General features: G+C 60.7%; 16 protein-coding genes, 1 tRNA gene and 1 pseudogene. 9 read left to right on the top strand and 9 right to left on the bottom strand.

Translation table 11 applies throughout. From position 1 onward, the window contains the following. Positions 1 to 123: 123 nt before the first annotated feature. A complete protein-coding gene (locus ACVDG8_RS29145; protein WP_447251537.1) occupies positions 124 to 378 on the bottom strand; it encodes a glycosyl hydrolase 108 family protein in 255 nt (84 codons plus the stop codon). Between the two features lie 183 nt (positions 379 to 561). Here ACVDG8_RS29145 and ACVDG8_RS29140 point away from each other — a divergent pair, with 183 nt between their 5' ends. Further along, positions 562 to 2,295, top strand: coding sequence for a hypothetical protein (locus ACVDG8_RS29140; RefSeq protein ID WP_447251536.1), 1,734 nt, complete (start codon positions 562 to 564; stop codon positions 2,293 to 2,295). A 451-nt stretch (positions 2,296 to 2,746) separates the two neighbouring features. After that, positions 2,747 to 3,013 (top strand): annotated as a pseudogene (locus ACVDG8_RS29135) (SUMF1/EgtB/PvdO family nonheme iron enzyme); the annotation flags it as partial. 39 nt (positions 3,014 to 3,052) lie between these two features. On the opposite strand, the gene ACVDG8_RS29130 reads toward ACVDG8_RS29135, so the two are convergent. Together ACVDG8_RS29130 and ACVDG8_RS29125 are read right to left on the bottom strand one after the other, a co-directional pair. Continuing rightward, positions 3,053 to 3,181 carry a hypothetical protein gene (locus tag ACVDG8_RS29130; RefSeq protein ID WP_447251535.1) on the bottom strand — a complete coding sequence of 43 codons (129 nt, stop codon included), beginning with the start codon at positions 3,179 to 3,181 and terminating at the stop codon, positions 3,053 to 3,055. 202 nt (positions 3,182 to 3,383) lie between these two features. Further along, positions 3,384 to 3,710 carry a hypothetical protein gene (locus ACVDG8_RS29125; protein WP_447251534.1) on the bottom strand — a complete coding sequence of 109 codons (327 nt, stop codon included), beginning with the start codon at positions 3,708 to 3,710 and terminating at the stop codon, positions 3,384 to 3,386. Between the two features lie 309 nt (positions 3,711 to 4,019). On the opposite strand from ACVDG8_RS29125, the gene ACVDG8_RS29120 reads away from it, so the two are divergent. The 3 genes from ACVDG8_RS29120 (at position 4,020) to ACVDG8_RS29110 (ending at position 5,767) form a co-directional block, all read left to right on the top strand. Beyond that, entirely contained in the window at positions 4,020 to 4,271 is a 252-nt protein-coding gene (locus tag ACVDG8_RS29120) for a helix-turn-helix transcriptional regulator (protein WP_447251533.1), read from the top strand. 66 nt (positions 4,272 to 4,337) lie between these two features. Further along, the gene (locus ACVDG8_RS29115) at positions 4,338 to 4,541 is read left to right on the top strand and encodes a helix-turn-helix domain-containing protein (RefSeq protein ID WP_447251532.1); all 204 of its coding nucleotides are present in this window, start codon (positions 4,338 to 4,340) and stop codon (positions 4,539 to 4,541) included. 35 nt (positions 4,542 to 4,576) lie between these two features. Beyond that, positions 4,577 to 5,767: a tyrosine-type recombinase/integrase gene (locus ACVDG8_RS29110; RefSeq protein WP_447251531.1), complete on the top strand. Its 1,191-nt coding sequence runs from the start codon at positions 4,577 to 4,579 to the stop codon at positions 5,765 to 5,767. Between the two features lie 116 nt (positions 5,768 to 5,883). On the opposite strand, the gene ACVDG8_RS29105 is transcribed toward ACVDG8_RS29110, so the two are convergent. After that, a tRNA-Ile gene (locus ACVDG8_RS29105) sits at positions 5,884 to 5,959 on the bottom strand. 216 nt (positions 5,960 to 6,175) lie between these two features. Between ACVDG8_RS29105 and ACVDG8_RS29100 the strand changes: the two genes are divergently transcribed. Next, positions 6,176 to 6,886, top strand: coding sequence for an SIMPL domain-containing protein (locus ACVDG8_RS29100; RefSeq protein WP_447251530.1), 711 nt, complete (start codon positions 6,176 to 6,178; stop codon positions 6,884 to 6,886). 221 nt (positions 6,887 to 7,107) lie between these two features. Here the strand turns inward: ACVDG8_RS29100 and ACVDG8_RS29095 are convergent, their stop codons facing one another. Further along, complete coding sequence (locus tag ACVDG8_RS29095) at positions 7,108 to 7,461, bottom strand: hypothetical protein (RefSeq protein ID WP_447251529.1); 354 nt, start codon at positions 7,459 to 7,461, stop codon at positions 7,108 to 7,110. 302 nt (positions 7,462 to 7,763) lie between these two features. After that, positions 7,764 to 8,210 (bottom strand): YcgN family cysteine cluster protein, encoded by a 447-nt coding sequence (locus ACVDG8_RS29090; protein ID WP_447257127.1) that lies wholly within the window; start codon positions 8,208 to 8,210, stop codon positions 7,764 to 7,766. A 364-nt stretch (positions 8,211 to 8,574) separates the two neighbouring features. On the opposite strand from ACVDG8_RS29090, the gene ACVDG8_RS29085 reads away from it, so the two are divergent. Continuing rightward, a complete protein-coding gene (locus tag ACVDG8_RS29085) occupies positions 8,575 to 10,758 on the top strand; it encodes an OmpA family protein (protein WP_455707328.1) in 2,184 nt (727 codons plus the stop codon). Positions 10,759 to 11,045: 287 nt separating this feature from the next. On the opposite strand, the gene ACVDG8_RS29080 is transcribed toward ACVDG8_RS29085, so the two are convergent. Both ACVDG8_RS29080 and ACVDG8_RS29075 read right to left on the bottom strand, forming a co-directional pair. Continuing rightward, complete coding sequence (locus ACVDG8_RS29080; RefSeq protein ID WP_447251155.1) at positions 11,046 to 12,242, bottom strand: IS256 family transposase; 1,197 nt, start codon at positions 12,240 to 12,242, stop codon at positions 11,046 to 11,048. A 155-nt stretch (positions 12,243 to 12,397) separates the two neighbouring features. Then, complete coding sequence (locus ACVDG8_RS29075) at positions 12,398 to 13,264, bottom strand: SDR family oxidoreductase (RefSeq protein WP_447257126.1); 867 nt, start codon at positions 13,262 to 13,264, stop codon at positions 12,398 to 12,400. A gap of 181 nt (positions 13,265 to 13,445) precedes the next feature. Between ACVDG8_RS29075 and ACVDG8_RS29070 the strand changes: the two genes are divergently transcribed. Beyond that, on the top strand, positions 13,446 to 13,712 hold the full coding sequence (locus ACVDG8_RS29070) for a type II toxin-antitoxin system VapB family antitoxin (protein ID WP_447251526.1): 267 nt from the start codon (positions 13,446 to 13,448) through the stop codon (positions 13,710 to 13,712). After that, positions 13,709 to 14,098: a type II toxin-antitoxin system VapC family toxin gene (locus tag ACVDG8_RS29065; protein WP_447251525.1), complete on the top strand. Its 390-nt coding sequence runs from the start codon at positions 13,709 to 13,711 to the stop codon at positions 14,096 to 14,098. Before ACVDG8_RS29070 ends, ACVDG8_RS29065 begins: the two co-directional genes overlap by 4 nt. Before the next feature lie 6 nt (positions 14,099 to 14,104). Here ACVDG8_RS29065 and ACVDG8_RS29060 read toward each other — a convergent pair whose 3' ends face one another. Then, a complete protein-coding gene (locus ACVDG8_RS29060) occupies positions 14,105 to 14,749 on the bottom strand; it encodes a response regulator transcription factor (RefSeq protein WP_447251524.1) in 645 nt (214 codons plus the stop codon). Positions 14,750 to 14,757 lie beyond the last annotated feature (8 nt).

Here is a 14,757-nt window from a genome sequence, read left to right as displayed (position 1 = left end):
CGCGCAGCACATCGATGCCGGCGGCGATCGATACCGGTCCGGCCTTCCCGGCAAGCGGACGCTCGAGCGCGGCTGTTCTTGTCCGCTTTCAGGGCGGCGAGCGTGCCCATGCCCAGCACACCGCTAATGCGGCCGGTCTAAGGCGGGACGCAGCGCCTGCTGAAGCCACATGATCGAGCGGCCAGGGCCGGAATTCACGGCGCCGTCAAAGAGCACGTAGTCGATGCCGGCGGGCAGCGCGTCGTCCTTCACCGCATCCCAATACTGGCGATCGTAAATGTCATTCAACTCGTCGCTGGTGATGTCTTTGACGGGAGGCGTCGCAAGGCCCTTGCCCCGTCGATAGCCGTCATAGACGCGGTGGGTGACGCCTTTCATGGTGGCGCCGCGGGGATTTTTCGGCTGGTTGCTGTAGCGCCCTCATGCGCGCATACGCGCGAGAGCGCCTCCTTTTACGGGATGCGGTCATGGGATGTTCGTTGGATTGTATGGTTAGATCGCTTGCCGCTAGGCGAACTTCTGGATAGGGATGTCGCCGCGCTAGCAAGCAGGGTCGAAGTCGTGTCGTTCAGAGCAGAGCATTATATTAGCAAGTCGGCACGCAAAGCCTGGGAAAGCCTCCCCGCCAACTTCACTTCAGCGGGTGCGAATATCATGATTAGAAATTGGTTGTTCTGGATTTTATGGACGTTTTTAGTTTGTGTGGCGGGTCTCTTTTATATCTATCGCCCAATCATCGCGGCGGATTTTTCGTTGGTGTCGGGCGACATCTATGACGGAAAGATCATGATCGCGATGCTGGAGCATTGGCGTAATGTCTATGCTCTTCGCGAGGCCCCGCTTGACCCGATCTACTTTTTCCCATTCAAGGGCGCGCTGGCGCTCAACGAATCGAACGTCATTAGCGGATCGATCTATTCCGTGTTCCGCGCGATCGGGGTTGATCCGTTCCTTTCATATGAATTGACCAACTGGACCGTTCGTGTAATCGGCGCGGTCAGCACGATCGCTCTAGCGCGAACAATGCTCGGCCTCAGCCGACCTTTCGCGCTTGCCAGCGGGTTTCTCTTTCTCATCGTGACCAACCTCGCGCTGCAGATGGGCCACTCGCAGCTTCTGTTCGCGGCGTTCTTTCCGCTCGGGCTTCTGCTGTTCTCCGAAGTGTTCAAGCTTTTGTCGGCTCGGACAGGCTACCTTGCTACGACGGCCGCCGTTGTTGGGTTTGCGGTGTTCGTTGGACTATGGGCACTGACGGCCTATTACTCCGCTTACATCTTCTGCCTTTTTCTGCTGGTTTATTTTTGCACACTGCTCTTTGTTAACGGGCAGACGTTCGCAGCAGCCAGGTCGATCATCATGGAATGCCCATGGTACTTGGCCGCCATTGCGGGAGCAATGGCGATTGCCGGTGCACTCGTCCTGACGGTTTATGGACGCGCGTTGGGTCACACGCATAACCTCGATGCAGTACGCGTCTATGCGGGGGCCTTGTTTGATCTGCTGAACGTCGGAAGCGGAAACGCGCTTTGGTCTTCGATCCTCGCGCCCATCTATAAGAGCTTCACTGGTGTCCCTCTCGCGACATCGGAAAAGTCGAGCGGGTTTACGCCTGTGCTGCTGTTCGCCTTCGTCGGGGCCACCTTCTGGCTCATGGGCCAGCGGCGGACTGACCGGAGCGTAGCGACTTCTCAGGCGATCGCATTGAGCGTCGCGTGCGTCGCCGTAGCCATCTTGAGCCTGAAGCTTCATCAATGGATGCCGTGGGAAAGCTTCTTCCTCTACGCACCCGGAGCGCAAGCACTTCGAGTTCCGATGCGATTCCTGCTTTTCATTACACCGATCGTTATTGTGATCGCGATGCTCGGCTTGAGCCAGTTGCCGCGACCCGTTGCCGGGCTGTTATTTCTTCTCATCGCGGTTGAGCAGTTCAGAACCGACTTGCCGTTCCGGCTCGATCGAACAGTGCAAATGAGCGATCTTGCGAAAGTATCGCACGTTCCGCCTGAGTGCCGCAGTTTCTACGTCTCCGTGCCTAAGCTTAAACCGATCGGAAATCCGGGCATCGATACCTACTATAGCAACGGCCCTGATGCGATGTTCCTTTCAGAAGCGCTACACATTCCGACTGTGAATGGGATGACGACGTTCACACCAGAAGGCTGGAACCTTACCGATCCATACGCGAAGGACTATCGGGACCGGGTCGTCAATTACTCGAACCGGTTCAACATCGCAGACGGGCTATGCGCCGTTGATCTCCGATCCGGCGAATGGATAACTAGGCCAGCCGAATAGTTTGCGCCCCATCTGAGCATGAGGCGTTTTTCAGTGACAACCACCGACCCACAAAATCTGCCAAGACAACAATGTTAGACTCGACGCGGGAATGCTTAGTCCAGGCGCTGCTCTATAGGCCAGGGCACAGTTGCTGCGACGTCGCATCCTTTGACAAGGCCGCCAATTCAGCGTCTATGCGACAATAGTCGTTCGATGCGCTCATTCATCCCGCCAGATCACGCGCTTCCGCCACCTCATCTGGCTAGGCGCCTGAAACGGATCGTACCAACTCCTGCCCGCAGGCGGGAAAAGTCCGGCCACCATCCATTCCTTCGCGCAGGCTCGGCCGCGTGCCTTTGCTCGCACCTCATCGATCGTGACGGCCGATCACCTCTTGCAGCTCAACAGACTTGTAGAATCGACTGACGTGACAATGGCCGCACAAGATATGTGCGATCCGTCCTGCATCATTGCGGGCAATGTCTGGGAATGGACCTCCACCTGCTACGTCCACACGACAATCGCCAGCGACGGTACAGAGACGGCGAGCTCGATAAAAAACTGCGGCGTGTACGCTGTGGAAGGCTTCCACCGCACCTACATGTCGAACTTCATCCGAGACGGCAAGAGCGGCGGCTGCGCGGTCGGGACCCCACCCGACAATCTGGGCTTTCGTCTCGTCCGCGACCGGCTCAGTCTTGTGCAGGTCACTCTCCGACGCCTGGGATTTTCCTGACGGGATAGACATGAACAAGAGTACATGATGACATTAAAATCAGCTTTGGCCGACCGGGCGCGTCCAGACGCGGAGCAGCCTTTGGACCATGCCGGCGATGATCTGGCTGGTGACGCGCTCGTAGATGTCGGTCCGGGTCTCGGTCTGGACGTTGCGATCCGTGGTCATGGGTGCCTCCTGTGCTCGCCCTCTCCGTCGAGGGCGAGGCGACTTGGGCAGACGCGGATAGCCGGCCCGTCACACCCTGTTCTCGGTGCTGGTGCGGAATGGGGTTGACGGGTCGGCAGCGTCTGCCACAACCCGAGCCCCTTCCTCGACGGGCGAGCACAGGAGGCACCCATGGTCGGCGCGCCCGGCCGGACCGGATCGGTTACGAGACTCGAGACGCTTGCCGCCGTCCGATGTTCCCGATCGCCGAGAACTTCGCGCGCGAAAATCGGACCGAGACGTTTGTCCTGTCTGACATTGGTGTAGAATTCACGGACCAGTCTTCCGATCGAGGTTCGATCGACGAAGCTGCGCGGCTCTCAGCCAACGCCGTCGTGAGATGGGCGCCGCAGCGCACGACCCTGGTCGCAGGTGATCGAGCCAGTTCCTCCCGCAGGCCGTCGATCACCGCAGCGCGCTCGGCCACCTGCAACGTCAGCACCTGAATATGCTGCGCAAGCGTGCGGGCGAGCGCCTGCAGTTCGGCCATCTGAGCGCCGCACACGGACCCTCGGCCTGCACTCTCACTGTCTTTCATTGAACCTGTCCTTCAAGGCAGGTACTCAGAAACATTCCTGCCGGGGCATTCATCCGATTTGCACTCCACAGCCTCCTTTTGCCGAACGACCTGTTGAGAAGGCTTCCACCCAACGCAACGTTCCCCGACTGTGGCAACACACGTTCGCAGTTCAGGCGCGTCTGCATCAAGATTGCCGCTAAGCAGCACCACGATGCTGTTTCTGGCGCCAAACATTTTGCCGCAAGATCGCGCCGCGCCCGACAGTCTCACGGTTGGCCTATGAAGAGTGACGCAATCTCCTACCCTCCGCGAGGTCTCTCGCACGATGAGGCGGCCCGTTATGTTGGTGTTGGATTGACCCTTTTCGACGAGATGGTCGCTGATGGGCGCATGCCAAGACCTAAGCACATCAACAGTCGCACTGTTTGGGATCGTGTAGCCCTCGATATCGCGTTCACCTCGTTGCCCGACAAAAATAATGGTCTGAATGAGCTTTTGGAGCGGAGCAAAAAGCAAGCAGGCAGATCATAGAAAATTCGCGCCTTGCGTATACGCTGTTGGCGTATTAAACTCGTATGCTGGCGAGGAAGGCGCGATGTGAACGAACGTGAAAAGCTAGCGCGAGACGTGAAAGCCTGGCGGGTAAAGCAAGGACTCACAGCCGAGAGCGCAGCCGAGACACTCGGGATCCCGAAACGCACCTTTGAGGGTATAGAACAAGGTCGAGGCTTTCCCTACCCGCTGCTCCTTCGCATTGCCATGGAAAGCAAGGCCATTCAGCTTCAGCAGGCTGCTCGCTAGCGGAGCAAAGTCAGCGGAAATCGGAGGGAGAACTAATGGCCAGGCCTTTCAAGGATGCTCGCTACCCTGGCGTTTCATCACGTATCAAGAACGGAAAGCTCGTCTATCGTTATCGCGGCAAAGGACTCCCCGAAATTCGGCTTCCGGGGCTGCCCGGTGATCCGGAGTTCGAAGCTGCCTATCAAGAGGCAACGCAAGGCCAGGGTCAAAAAGCCATCATCATCGACTTGCCTGGACGGGCGTTGCCAAAGACTTTCGGTCACGCTGCCCGCCGACTTGAAACGACTATGGAATGGCTGGACTTTGACCAGGCCACGCAGCAGAAGAATGCTCGGTTGATTGAACGCTTCCTGCAGATGAAGGTTGATCCTGCCTATCCACTGACCTGGCGCGACACGCCGGTGGAGCATCTCGATGCCGACCATCTGCGAGCGATTGTAGAAGGCGTCTTTCGCACGAGACGGACAGTTGCAAAACATCTGCTAGTGGCGATCAAGAAGCTCCTTTGGGTTGCAATCGAGGTCGAGAAGTGGATCAAACCGCAGGACGATCCGTCGCTGTCAATTCGTGTTCGCATCCCTAAATCGACCGCTAATCCCGGCTGGCCAATCGCAATTCGCGAAAAGTTCGAGGCGCACCATGCGGTCGGCTCGGCGGCGCGCACCTGCTACGCCCTCGGCTTCTGGCTCGGGAACAGACGCGGCGATATCGCCGCGTTGGAATGGGACGATCTGGTCCGCGAAGAGATCGAACTGTTCGATGGCTCGCTGGTTTTGATTGAAGCCTTCGAGTTCCGGCAGAAAAAGAATCGGAACCGGCATGGCGGACGGGAAATGTTTATTCCCATCGTCGACAAGCTGGCGCAGGCATTGGACCAGCTAGACCGTTCGAAAGGTGGCGCCGTGCTGAAGACTGCCTATGGGCGTCCGTTTGCGGAAAAAAGCCTCACCGGCATGATGGCACACTGGAACAGGCAAGCCGGCATTCCGGAGGGCTACACACTGCATGGGCTCCGGCGCACGTTCGGTACGTATCTCGCAGAATGCAACATCCAGGCGCGCGCCATCATGGAGGCGATGGGGCATTCTTCCATGACGGTCACGGATGCATATGTACGTGAGGCCAACAAGAAACGGATGGCTGTCGATATAGCGCGCGCCGTCAACGAGCGTGAGAATAAACGCGACGCGACGAAGCAGTGGACACCCCTCCGCGTCATCAAATGACTGACCTCAATCCGATCAGGCACAGGGCGGCTCAGTGCCGCCTTTTTTGTTGGGCCCATAATGGGCCCAAAACGTTTTGGGCCGAGGGCACTTTTTCTCAATGAAATCAAAAGTCATGGTGGGCCCGGAGGGACTCGAACCCCCAACCAAGCGGTTATGAGCCGCCGGCTCTAACCATTGAGCTACAGGCCCCACGCGGGCTGGCTTAGTGTTTTTCGCTTCGCCGCACAAGACTTTCGAAAGCGCTGGCGGCAAATGCCAAAATCAGCCCATATTCGCACCGTAGAGCGGCCTGCGCCCATAAGGCGCAGACCAGGTCCGGGCTCTCGCGCCGTGCTGCCGGCGAACGGCCGTTTTCAGGTCGAGGCAGATGGCAGGGTGGCGGATCGCAGACATCGAGGAGTTTTCATGACCAGACATCTTTTGCCCATCGCGCTCGCTGCCGCGGTCGCGTTTCCAGCGCTGGCTAGCGCTGCCGACACGCAGCCCCCGCCCCGCATCATCGTCTCGGGCGAAGGCGAAGCGACTGTGGCGCCCGACATGGCGATCCTGTCGCTTAGCGTCATGCGCGAGGCAAAGACTGCGCGCGCGGCGCTCGATGCCAACAACGACGCCATGGCGGCGGTGATCGCGGCGATGAAGGCGGCCGGCATCGCCGACAAGGACCTGCAGACCGCCGGCATCCAGATCAACCCGCGCTACAACTACACCAACAAGGCCGACGGCAGCCAGGAAGCCGAGCTCGTCGCCTATCAGGTGACGAACACGCTGTCGGTGCGCGTACGCAATGTCGACAAAACCGGCGACATCCTCGACAAGGCCGTCTCGCTCGGTGTCAACCAGGGCGGCGGCATCGCCTTCACCAATGACGATCCGAAGGCGACGATCACCGAGGCGCGCAAGAAGGCTGTGGCCGACGCCATCGCCAAGGCCAAGACGCTCGCCGAGGCCGCCGGCGTCAGCCTTGGCAAGGTGCTCGAGATCACCGATCAGAACATTTCGCCGGCGCCAATGCCGATGAACGCCAAGGCATTCGACGGCGCCCGCGCGGCGGTGCCGGTCCAGGCCGGCGAAAATTCCTACAATGTGCAGGTCACCGTCACTTTCGAGCTGAAGTGACCCTTGGCCCCGCCGGTCAGCAACAAAAACCCCGGAGGTCCGGGGTTTTTCGAGCCGCACGCTTCAATTGCTTGAGGGGGCTCAACTAGTCAGGATTGATCTTCGCAGAAGATCATATCCATAGGCGATCCTCGCAGAAGATCGTCCTTTCTTGTGATCTTCGCAGAAGATCACATCCATAGGCGATCCTTGCAGAGGATCATCCCTCTTGCCGATTGAGCTCAGCGATAGATGATCGGGCAGCCGCGCTCGTTGGCGAACACCACCACGACGCGGTCGCCATCCTGGCGGCCGGCCACCTTTACGGTGCGGCGGTTGATGTCGACGATGCGGGCGCGATGCAGGCCCATACGCTCGGCCTTGTCGAGAGCGCGGTCCGGCGAGCAACCGCGCCAGTCGCGATCACGGTCGCGACGCCAGTCGCGGCGATAACCGTCGTCGTCGCCGGTGTAGACACCGAAGCGCGGATCATGCTTGTCGCCAAAGCCGAGATAGAGGCTGTCCGCATGGGCCGCGGTGAGCGTGCCAAGCCCGACAAGAGCCGAAAGGGCCGCCGTCTTGATCGTGTTCAACATCGTCTTCTCTCTCTTGTTGCGGGCTCTCGCCCTTCGAACCAATGGTCTGGAGAATGCCCTTTCCTGTCTGAACTATTTGCGAACCGGCCGTTCATGTCCGGTTCATCCGGCAGGAAAATGAAAATTCCCCGCGCCCATTCGCTTCAAACTTCGACTGCCTAACGCGGCAAACACGCTGACGCTTTCCGTAAGAGCTCGCTGTCAAAATGCGAGCCGGCCATGATTCGTTATCAAAATGCGAGCCCGTCTCGGTCGTCGTCAAAATGCGAACCGGTTACGGTTCGTCGTCAGGATGCGAACCGTTACGGTTCGTCATCCAATATATAGTCAAAATAGTCGTCCGGCTCGGCGAGATCGGTTTCCTTGGCCTTCACGCGGCCTTGCATCGAAATTCCGGCTTCGTGCACGGTCTGCGCGCTTCCCGAGACCAGCTTGTGCCACCAATATAGATCGTGGCCCTCGGCAACCAGCCGGTAGGCGCAGGTCTTGGGCAGCCAGGTGATAGTGCGCACATTCTGCGGCGTCAGCCCGACGCAATCGGGCACACGCGCCAGGCGGTTGGCATAGTCGGAGCAACGGCAATTGTCGGCGTCGAACAGCCGGCAGCCGACGCTTGTCCAGAAGATCTCGCCCGTATCCTCGTCCTCAAGTTTCGACAGGCAGCATTTGCCGCAGCCGTCGCAAAGCGACTCCCACTCGGCCGGGGTCATCGCCTCGAGCGTCTTTGTTTTCCAGAAGGGCGCTGTCATACCCTGGATTTGGCCCCGCGGCGCGTCCTGGTCAAGCACTGCTGTCATAGTGACCCGGTATCAACATTAGAAAAACACCAAATCGCCTTCAAAAGGCCGGCCGGGCATCCTTGGTTGCCGTCAATGCCTTGCAAACGGAACCAATTGCGGTTGATGAAAGTTTGGGCAGGGATGGGACCCCACAAGGAGAATCTAATATGAAACGCCAACCTCGGATTCTGGCGGGTACGGCAATCGGCTTGCTTATGGCATCCGCCCCGTTGGGCGCGTACCCGCTGCAGGGGAGTGCTGCTTTCGGGACTTCGCACGGCGCGCCGCTGATCCTAGCGCAGGCAAATTGCGCTGAAGGTCAGTCGGCGGAGGAATGCGCTCAAGCCGGCCAGCAGGGGGAGCCGAGCAGCCGCGCAAGAAGAAGCGCGAACAGCAGCAGCAGACCCAATCCGCTCCGGCGGCAGAGCAGGCAGCGCCGGCCGAACCCGAGCAAAAGCCGCGCAAGAAGCGGCAGGTTGAGCAGGCCGAGGCGCCGGCCGACCAGGGTGCCGCGCCTGCGACCGAGGAGCAGCAGCCGCGCAAGAAGAAGCGGGAGCAGCAGATCCAAGCGGCACCCGCTGATGAGGCCGCCCCAGCCAACAACGACCAGCAGCAGGGCGGCCAGGGACGCAAGAAGCACAAGCAGGAGCAACAGCAGATCGAGGCGGCGCCCGCCGATCAGGGCGCCGCGCCTGCGACTGACGAACAGCAACAGCGCAAGAAGAAGCGCAACCAGCAGCAGATCGAAGCAGCACCTGCCGACCAGCAGCAGCCTGCCGAGCAGGTCGCGCCTGCTGGCGGTGACCAGCAGCAAGGCAATCAGGGCCGCAAGAAGCGCAAGCACGATCAGCAGCAGCAGACCGAAGGCGCGCCCGCCGAGCAGGCCACGCCGACCGAGCAGACCGCGCCCGCCAATGACAACGGACAAGGCGCCAATCAGGGCAAGAAGAAGCATCGCCAGAACCAGCAGGGCGAGCAGCAACCTGCCGGCCAGACCCCGGCGACTGAACCGGCGCAAAAAACAGCACCCGCGGGCGAACCGGTGCCGCAAGCCGAGCCGTTGCAGAATGGCCAGCAACCGGCCCAGGGTGAGCAGCCTCAGGACAAAAAGAAGCGCGGCAAGAAGCCGATCACTGCCGAACAGCCGGCAAATGGTGAGCAGCCCGCAACCGGCGAACAACCCAAGACCGGTGAACCGACAAAGACCGGCCAACAGCCCGCCACTGGCGAGCAGCCAGCCAACGGCAACCAGCCCGCCAACAACAACCAGCCGGCCAAGGGCGGCAATGCGGCGCAAGGCGAGACCGCAAATCCGAACGAGGCGCCCATCCTCGACAGCCAGAAGGATGCCGAGCGCAAGCATCGTGGCGGCCGCAACAACAATGGCAGCCAGAACGGCGGCGCCCAGAACGACAATGGCCAGGCCGGCAACGGAGCGGCCGGCAGCGGCCAAAATGGCAATCAGGCCGGACAACAAAGTGGACAGCAGGCGCAGAAGCCGGCCCCGGTCGACCAAGGCCCGCCGCCCACCGACGACAAGTCGGCCCAGCAGGCGATCAGGCCCGAAAAGATCGTCCCCGTGGACGAGGAGAAGGGCAAGCGGATCGACCGCACGCCCGAAGACTTTGCGCGCGATCGCCGGCGGCCAAAGGGCGCCGACGTGCTGAAGCAGTTCGGCGACCGCGTCATCATCCAGTTCAACAACCAGACGTTCGTGGAGAGCAACGAGGCGCCCCGCATCACCCGCGGCGCCAAGGATGTCTACTACGAGGACCTGTCAGGCGGCCGCACGCGCGAAACGGTCGAACGCGGCAACGGCGTTCGCGTCGTCACCATCCGCAACCGCTATGGCGACGTCATCCAGCGCTCGCGCGTCATGCCGGATGGCCGCGAGTATATCCTCAGCTATGTCGACGAGCAGCAGGATCGGGATGACGGCGATTGGCGTGATCCCGGCGACGACCTGCCGCCGATGCGGCTGACGATCCCGCGGCGTGACTACATCCTCGATTCCGAGGATGTGGAGAGCGACGACGATTACTACAATTTCCTCGAGCAGCCGCCGGTGGAAAAGGTGCAGCGTCTTTATTCGATCGACGAGGTTAAGCGCTCGGCGCGCGTGCGCGACATCGCGCGGCGCATCGATCTCGACACGCTGAACTTCGACTTCGGCTCGGCGACGATCTCCGATACCGAGGTGCAGAAGCTCGACGGCGTCGCCAACGCCATGGAGAAGCTGCTCAAGAAGAACCCGGCAGAAACCTTCCTGATCGAAGGTCACACCGACGCGGTGGGCACGCCCGACGCAAACCTTGCCCTGTCGGATCGGCGTGCGGAATCGGTGGCCGAAGCGCTCACCAATGCCTTCGGCATCCCGGCCGAGAACCTCACCACACAAGGCTATGGCGAGGAGTACCTGAAGGTGAACACGCAGGCGCCGAACCGTGAAAACCGGCGCGTCGCCATCCGCCGCATCACTTCGCTGGTGGCGCCGGTGGCGAACAACAGCGAGCAGTGATGCGTGTTTGATTTCAAAGGCCTGACCGGGTTTTTGGAATCATCGCAAAAGCCAAGGCCCGTCCCTTGCCGGACGGGCCTTTCTTTCCTGGCTCAAGAAGATTTGTCCTGTCGATTAGGGTCTGCTCATTGAATCGCCGCATTGCGACACCCAGATTCTGCACAGGGCGTTCCCTGCCCTGTCCCGACTCCAGCGGGACACACTGAGCCCCGCCGGTCCCTCTCCGGCGGGGTTTTTTGTGGTTGTGTGCGTCAAGTTCTGCAAAATTGGGGCGGCCACGATGCTGGTCATGCGGCTTGGCGCAGCGCGAGCTTCTTGTGCTCGCGCAGGTCGTCCATGTTGATGTAGCGGTTGGCCTCCATCCAGTTTTCGTTGGTTTCGACGGCCAATGCCCTGACCAGGCGCAGGCAGCTTTCGGCATTGGGGAAGATGCGCACGACATAGGTGCGGCGCCTGATCTCCTCGTTGAGCCGTTCGAGCATGTTGGTGGACTTCAGGTGCTTGTGGTGCTGGCGCGGCAGCCGGAAGAAGGTCAGCGTCTGTTCTATGGCTTCTTCCGCCCAGCTGGTCAGCCGCGGGTAGCGGGCGGACCATTTGGACAGCCATGCGGCGAGATCGGCCCTTGCCTCGGCGAGATCGCGCCGGTCGTAGAGCCATCTGAGCTCCTGCAGACAATCGTCGCCATGCTTCCTCGGCAGGTGATCGAGCGCGTTCCTGAGGAAGTGGACGTAGCAGCGTTGCCATGCCGCTTCCGGGATCACCTCACCGATCGCCGCCACGAGGCCGGCATGGTCGTCGGAGACGACCAGCTCGACACCCTTGAGGCCGCGCGCCTTCAGCGAGACGAGAAAGTCTTTCCAGGCCGAACGGCTCTCGCGATTGGCCATCTCCACAGCCAGGATCTGGCGCCTTCCGTCCCAGTCGATGCCGACAGCGATCAGCACCGCCTGGCTCATGACGACGCCGGCTTCACGCACCTTCTCATAGCGCGCGTCGAGGATGAGGTAAGGGAACGGCTCTTGAAGGGGGCGCCTGGCAAAGGCAGCGAGGCTCTCGTCCAGCCGCTTGTTGATGGCCGAGATCGACGAGGCCGAAAACGCATGACCGCACAGCTCCTCGGTGATCGCCTTCACCTTCCTGGTCGACACACCCTGCACATACATCTCGGCCAGCGTCGCCACCAAGGCTCGCTCCGAACGCTGGTAGCGCTCGAACAATTCGGTCGAGAAGCGCCCCGAGCGGTCCTGCGGAACCCGCAGCTCAAGCTTGCCGACACGCGTGACAAGGGTGCGGCCATAGTAGCCCGAGCGGTAGCCCAGCCGCTCCGGCGTGCGTTCGCTTTTCGAAGCACCAAGCGCCTCGTCCATCTCGGCCTCGAGCACCTCCTGCATCACCGCGCGGATCACTTCGTGCAGTCCATCCGGGTTCGAAAGCAGAATGTCTTTGACGGCAGCGCTGGCGGTCTTACTTTCAATCTTGGTCATGGTGGCGTTCCTTCGCGGGAATCGGTGACGTGAACAATCACCAGCCTGCCATGACCGCCCCCTCTCAGCGAATTTGCAGAACTCTCAGCACACTACCTTTTTTGTCTTGATGCTATGCGCATTTTGCATCAACAGATGGATTACCCAAGGCACCTTTAAAACGCTCGCGTTATCTTCGTATCGGAATTGGCGAACACCTCGTCCGGCACAAAAAAGTCGCCGGCCAGCGGCCCGGTCGCACCGGGCGCGTAGATCGAGAAATCGGTCACGCCTTCGGCGTGCAGCACTTCCTCGTCGATGTAGAAATTGCCGGTCGCGTCGCGCGACGGACGCAGGAAGATCGCATGCGCGGCGTCAGCCATGATGTCGGGCGACCGGCTCATCGCCGCCACCGTGGCGCCGCCCAGCAGATTGCGCACCGCCGCGGTGTCGATCGTCGAGATCGGCCACAGCGAATTGACCGCGATGCCGTCTCTGGCGAACTCCGCGCTCATGCCCAGCGTGCACATCGACATGCCGAACTTGGCCATCGTGTAGGCGACATGGTTCTTGAACCATTTGGCTTTCATGTCGAGCGGCGGCGCCAGATTCAGGATATGAGGATTATTGGCCAACTTCAGGTGCGGAATACACATTTTGGAAACCAGGAAGGTGCCGCGCGTGTTGATCTGATGCATCAGATCGTAGCGCTTCATGTCGGTTTCCAGCGTGCCCGTAAGTTGGATGGCGCTGGCATTGTTGACGCAGATATCGATGCCGCCGAACCGTTCGACGGTCCTGGCAACCGCGTCGGCGACCTGCGCCTCTTCGCGGATGTCGCACAGCATCGGCAGCGCCTTGCCGCCGGCCTGCTCGATCTCCTGTGCCGCCGTGTAGATGGTGCCTGGCAGTTTCGGATGCGGCTCGGCGGTCTTGGCCGCGATGGTCACATTGGCGCCGTCGCGCGCAGCGCGCAGTGCGATCGCGAGCCCAATGCCGCGCGATCCGCCCGAAATGAACAGCGTCTTTCCCTTGAGCGACATTTTTCCTCCACTTGCATTCTGCATTCTGCTCTCCGCGCGATCCTTGCCCGCGCCGTGGCGGGATACAAGAGCTTGCGGCGGGAAGCCGTGGTGACGCTGCGTAGACTCGTTGACCGAGCGTGTCCGGTTGAATTCAATTGACGCGCAGTATATATTCTATACAAAAAGGTGGAATATAGAAATGGCGCTTTCGATCAAAAATATGGAAGTCGAGCAGTTGGCGCGCGAACTCGCCCGTCGGCGCAGCGTGTCGGTGACTGAGGCTATTCGTCAGAGCCTAGAACGCGAAGTGGCGCGCGAACGGCTGGTGCCTCGCGAAGAAACCAATGATCTGTTCCGGCGGTTGATGGCGATTGCCGAAAGTGCCCGAAAAATTCCCGGACGGAAAAATGCAATGACCGACAATGAAATCCTCGGTTACGATGAGTTCGGAATCCCCACGAAATGATCATCGATTCCTCGGCCTTGGTCGCCATTCTGCGTCTCGAGCCGGGCTACGAACGTTTCGTGCTCGCAATCACGCAGGCGAAGAAACGACTGCTGCCAGCGCCAATCTTTCTTGAAACAACAATGGTCCTGGCCGGCGGCCAGGAGGATGAAATTCTGGATCGTCTTGACGACTTCCTGCGTAACGCCTCAATCGAGACCGTCGCCTTCACAACCGACCACGCAGCCGTCGCCCGCCAAGCCTTCCTTCGTTATGGCAAGGGCCGACATCCTGCGGCGCTGAACTTCGGCGATTGCATTGCCTATGCCACGGCACGGCTGGAGGCCATGCCGCTGCTCTTCAAGGGCGATGATTTCCGGCTGACAGACATCGAAGCGGCGGTGTGATCGACATTACACCAGCACCAGACCCTGCCGCATGGCAATCGCAATGGCGTCGGTGCGGTTGGAGGCGCCGAGCTTGATCAGGATCGCGGCGACGTGGAACTTTGCCGTGTGCACCGAGATGTTGAGCCGCCGCGCGATCACCTTGTTCGGCGCGCCTTCGGCAAGCAGCGCCAGAACTTCCGCCTCGCGCGGCGACAGGGCGGGCCGGGCAGGCGCGTCGTCCGGCGCGTCCTCGTCGGCGAGATCGCCATGGAAATCGCCATGCGCAACCGTCGAAGGCCCTGCCCTGCCGACCCGGTAACCTGACGCGGCCAGGCGCACCGCGGCGGCGATCAATTGGCCGTCGGCGGAAGCCGGCAAAACGGCAAGCACGTTAGCCGCGACTATTTCGCCGCCCGCACGCCGCGAGAGCAGCACAATCGGCGTCGACGGGCCAGCGATCCTGGCTTCAAGCGCGGCCTCGTCGATCACGGCGACATCCGTGCTCTGGCCACCATCGCTTCCCGCCATGACCGGCAGCAGATCGTCGCTCGCCGCGAGCTGGTCAGCCAGTTGCTCGGCGCGCTGGGCATCGCCCAGCGCGACAAGCACCGTCAACCGGTGGCTTGCCGGCTCCAATCTGGCGATCGTCTGTGCTGCCGTAATGGCCATCGGCCCTC

The sequence above is a fragment of the Mesorhizobium sp. ORM8.1 genome (assembly GCF_053005525.2).
Note: the sequence above shows the minus strand (reverse complement) of the source record. Positions and strands in the feature narration are given on the sequence as shown.

Excerpts from the sequence above, each read along its gene's own strand:
- ACVDG8_RS29065 (WP_447251525.1), top strand. The coding sequence starts at position 13,709 with ATGATCATCGATTCCTCGGCCTTGGTCGCCATTCTGCGTCTCGAGCCG.
- ACVDG8_RS29080 (WP_447251155.1), bottom strand. The coding sequence starts at position 12,242 with ATGACCAAGATTGAAAGTAAGACCGCCAGCGCTGCCGTCAAAGACATT.
- ACVDG8_RS29130 (WP_447251535.1), bottom strand. The coding sequence starts at position 3,181 with ATGACCACGGATCGCAACGTCCAGACCGAGACCCGGACCGACATCTAC.
- ACVDG8_RS29125 (WP_447251534.1), bottom strand. The coding sequence starts at position 3,710 with ATGGCCGAACTGCAGGCGCTCGCCCGCACGCTTGCGCAGCATATTCAG.
- ACVDG8_RS29100 (WP_447251530.1), top strand. The coding sequence starts at position 6,176 with ATGACCAGACATCTTTTGCCCATCGCGCTCGCTGCCGCGGTCGCGTTT.
- ACVDG8_RS29075 (WP_447257126.1), bottom strand. The coding sequence starts at position 13,264 with ATGTCGCTCAAGGGAAAGACGCTGTTCATTTCGGGCGGATCGCGCGGC.
- ACVDG8_RS29085 (WP_455707328.1), top strand. The coding sequence starts at position 8,575 with ATGCGCTCAAGCCGGCCAGCAGGGGGAGCCGAGCAGCCGCGCAAGAAG.
- ACVDG8_RS29145 (WP_447251537.1), bottom strand. The coding sequence starts at position 378 with ATGAAAGGCGTCACCCACCGCGTCTATGACGGCTATCGACGGGGCAAG.
- ACVDG8_RS29110 (WP_447251531.1), top strand. The coding sequence starts at position 4,577 with ATGGCCAGGCCTTTCAAGGATGCTCGCTACCCTGGCGTTTCATCACGT.
- ACVDG8_RS29090 (WP_447257127.1), bottom strand. The coding sequence starts at position 8,210 with ATGACAGCGCCCTTCTGGAAAACAAAGACGCTCGAGGCGATGACCCCG.
- ACVDG8_RS29095 (WP_447251529.1), bottom strand. The coding sequence starts at position 7,461 with ATGTTGAACACGATCAAGACGGCGGCCCTTTCGGCTCTTGTCGGGCTT.
- ACVDG8_RS29070 (WP_447251526.1), top strand. The coding sequence starts at position 13,446 with ATGGCGCTTTCGATCAAAAATATGGAAGTCGAGCAGTTGGCGCGCGAA.
- ACVDG8_RS29060 (WP_447251524.1), bottom strand. The coding sequence starts at position 14,749 with ATGGCCATTACGGCAGCACAGACGATCGCCAGATTGGAGCCGGCAAGC.
- ACVDG8_RS29120 (WP_447251533.1), top strand. The coding sequence starts at position 4,020 with ATGAAGAGTGACGCAATCTCCTACCCTCCGCGAGGTCTCTCGCACGAT.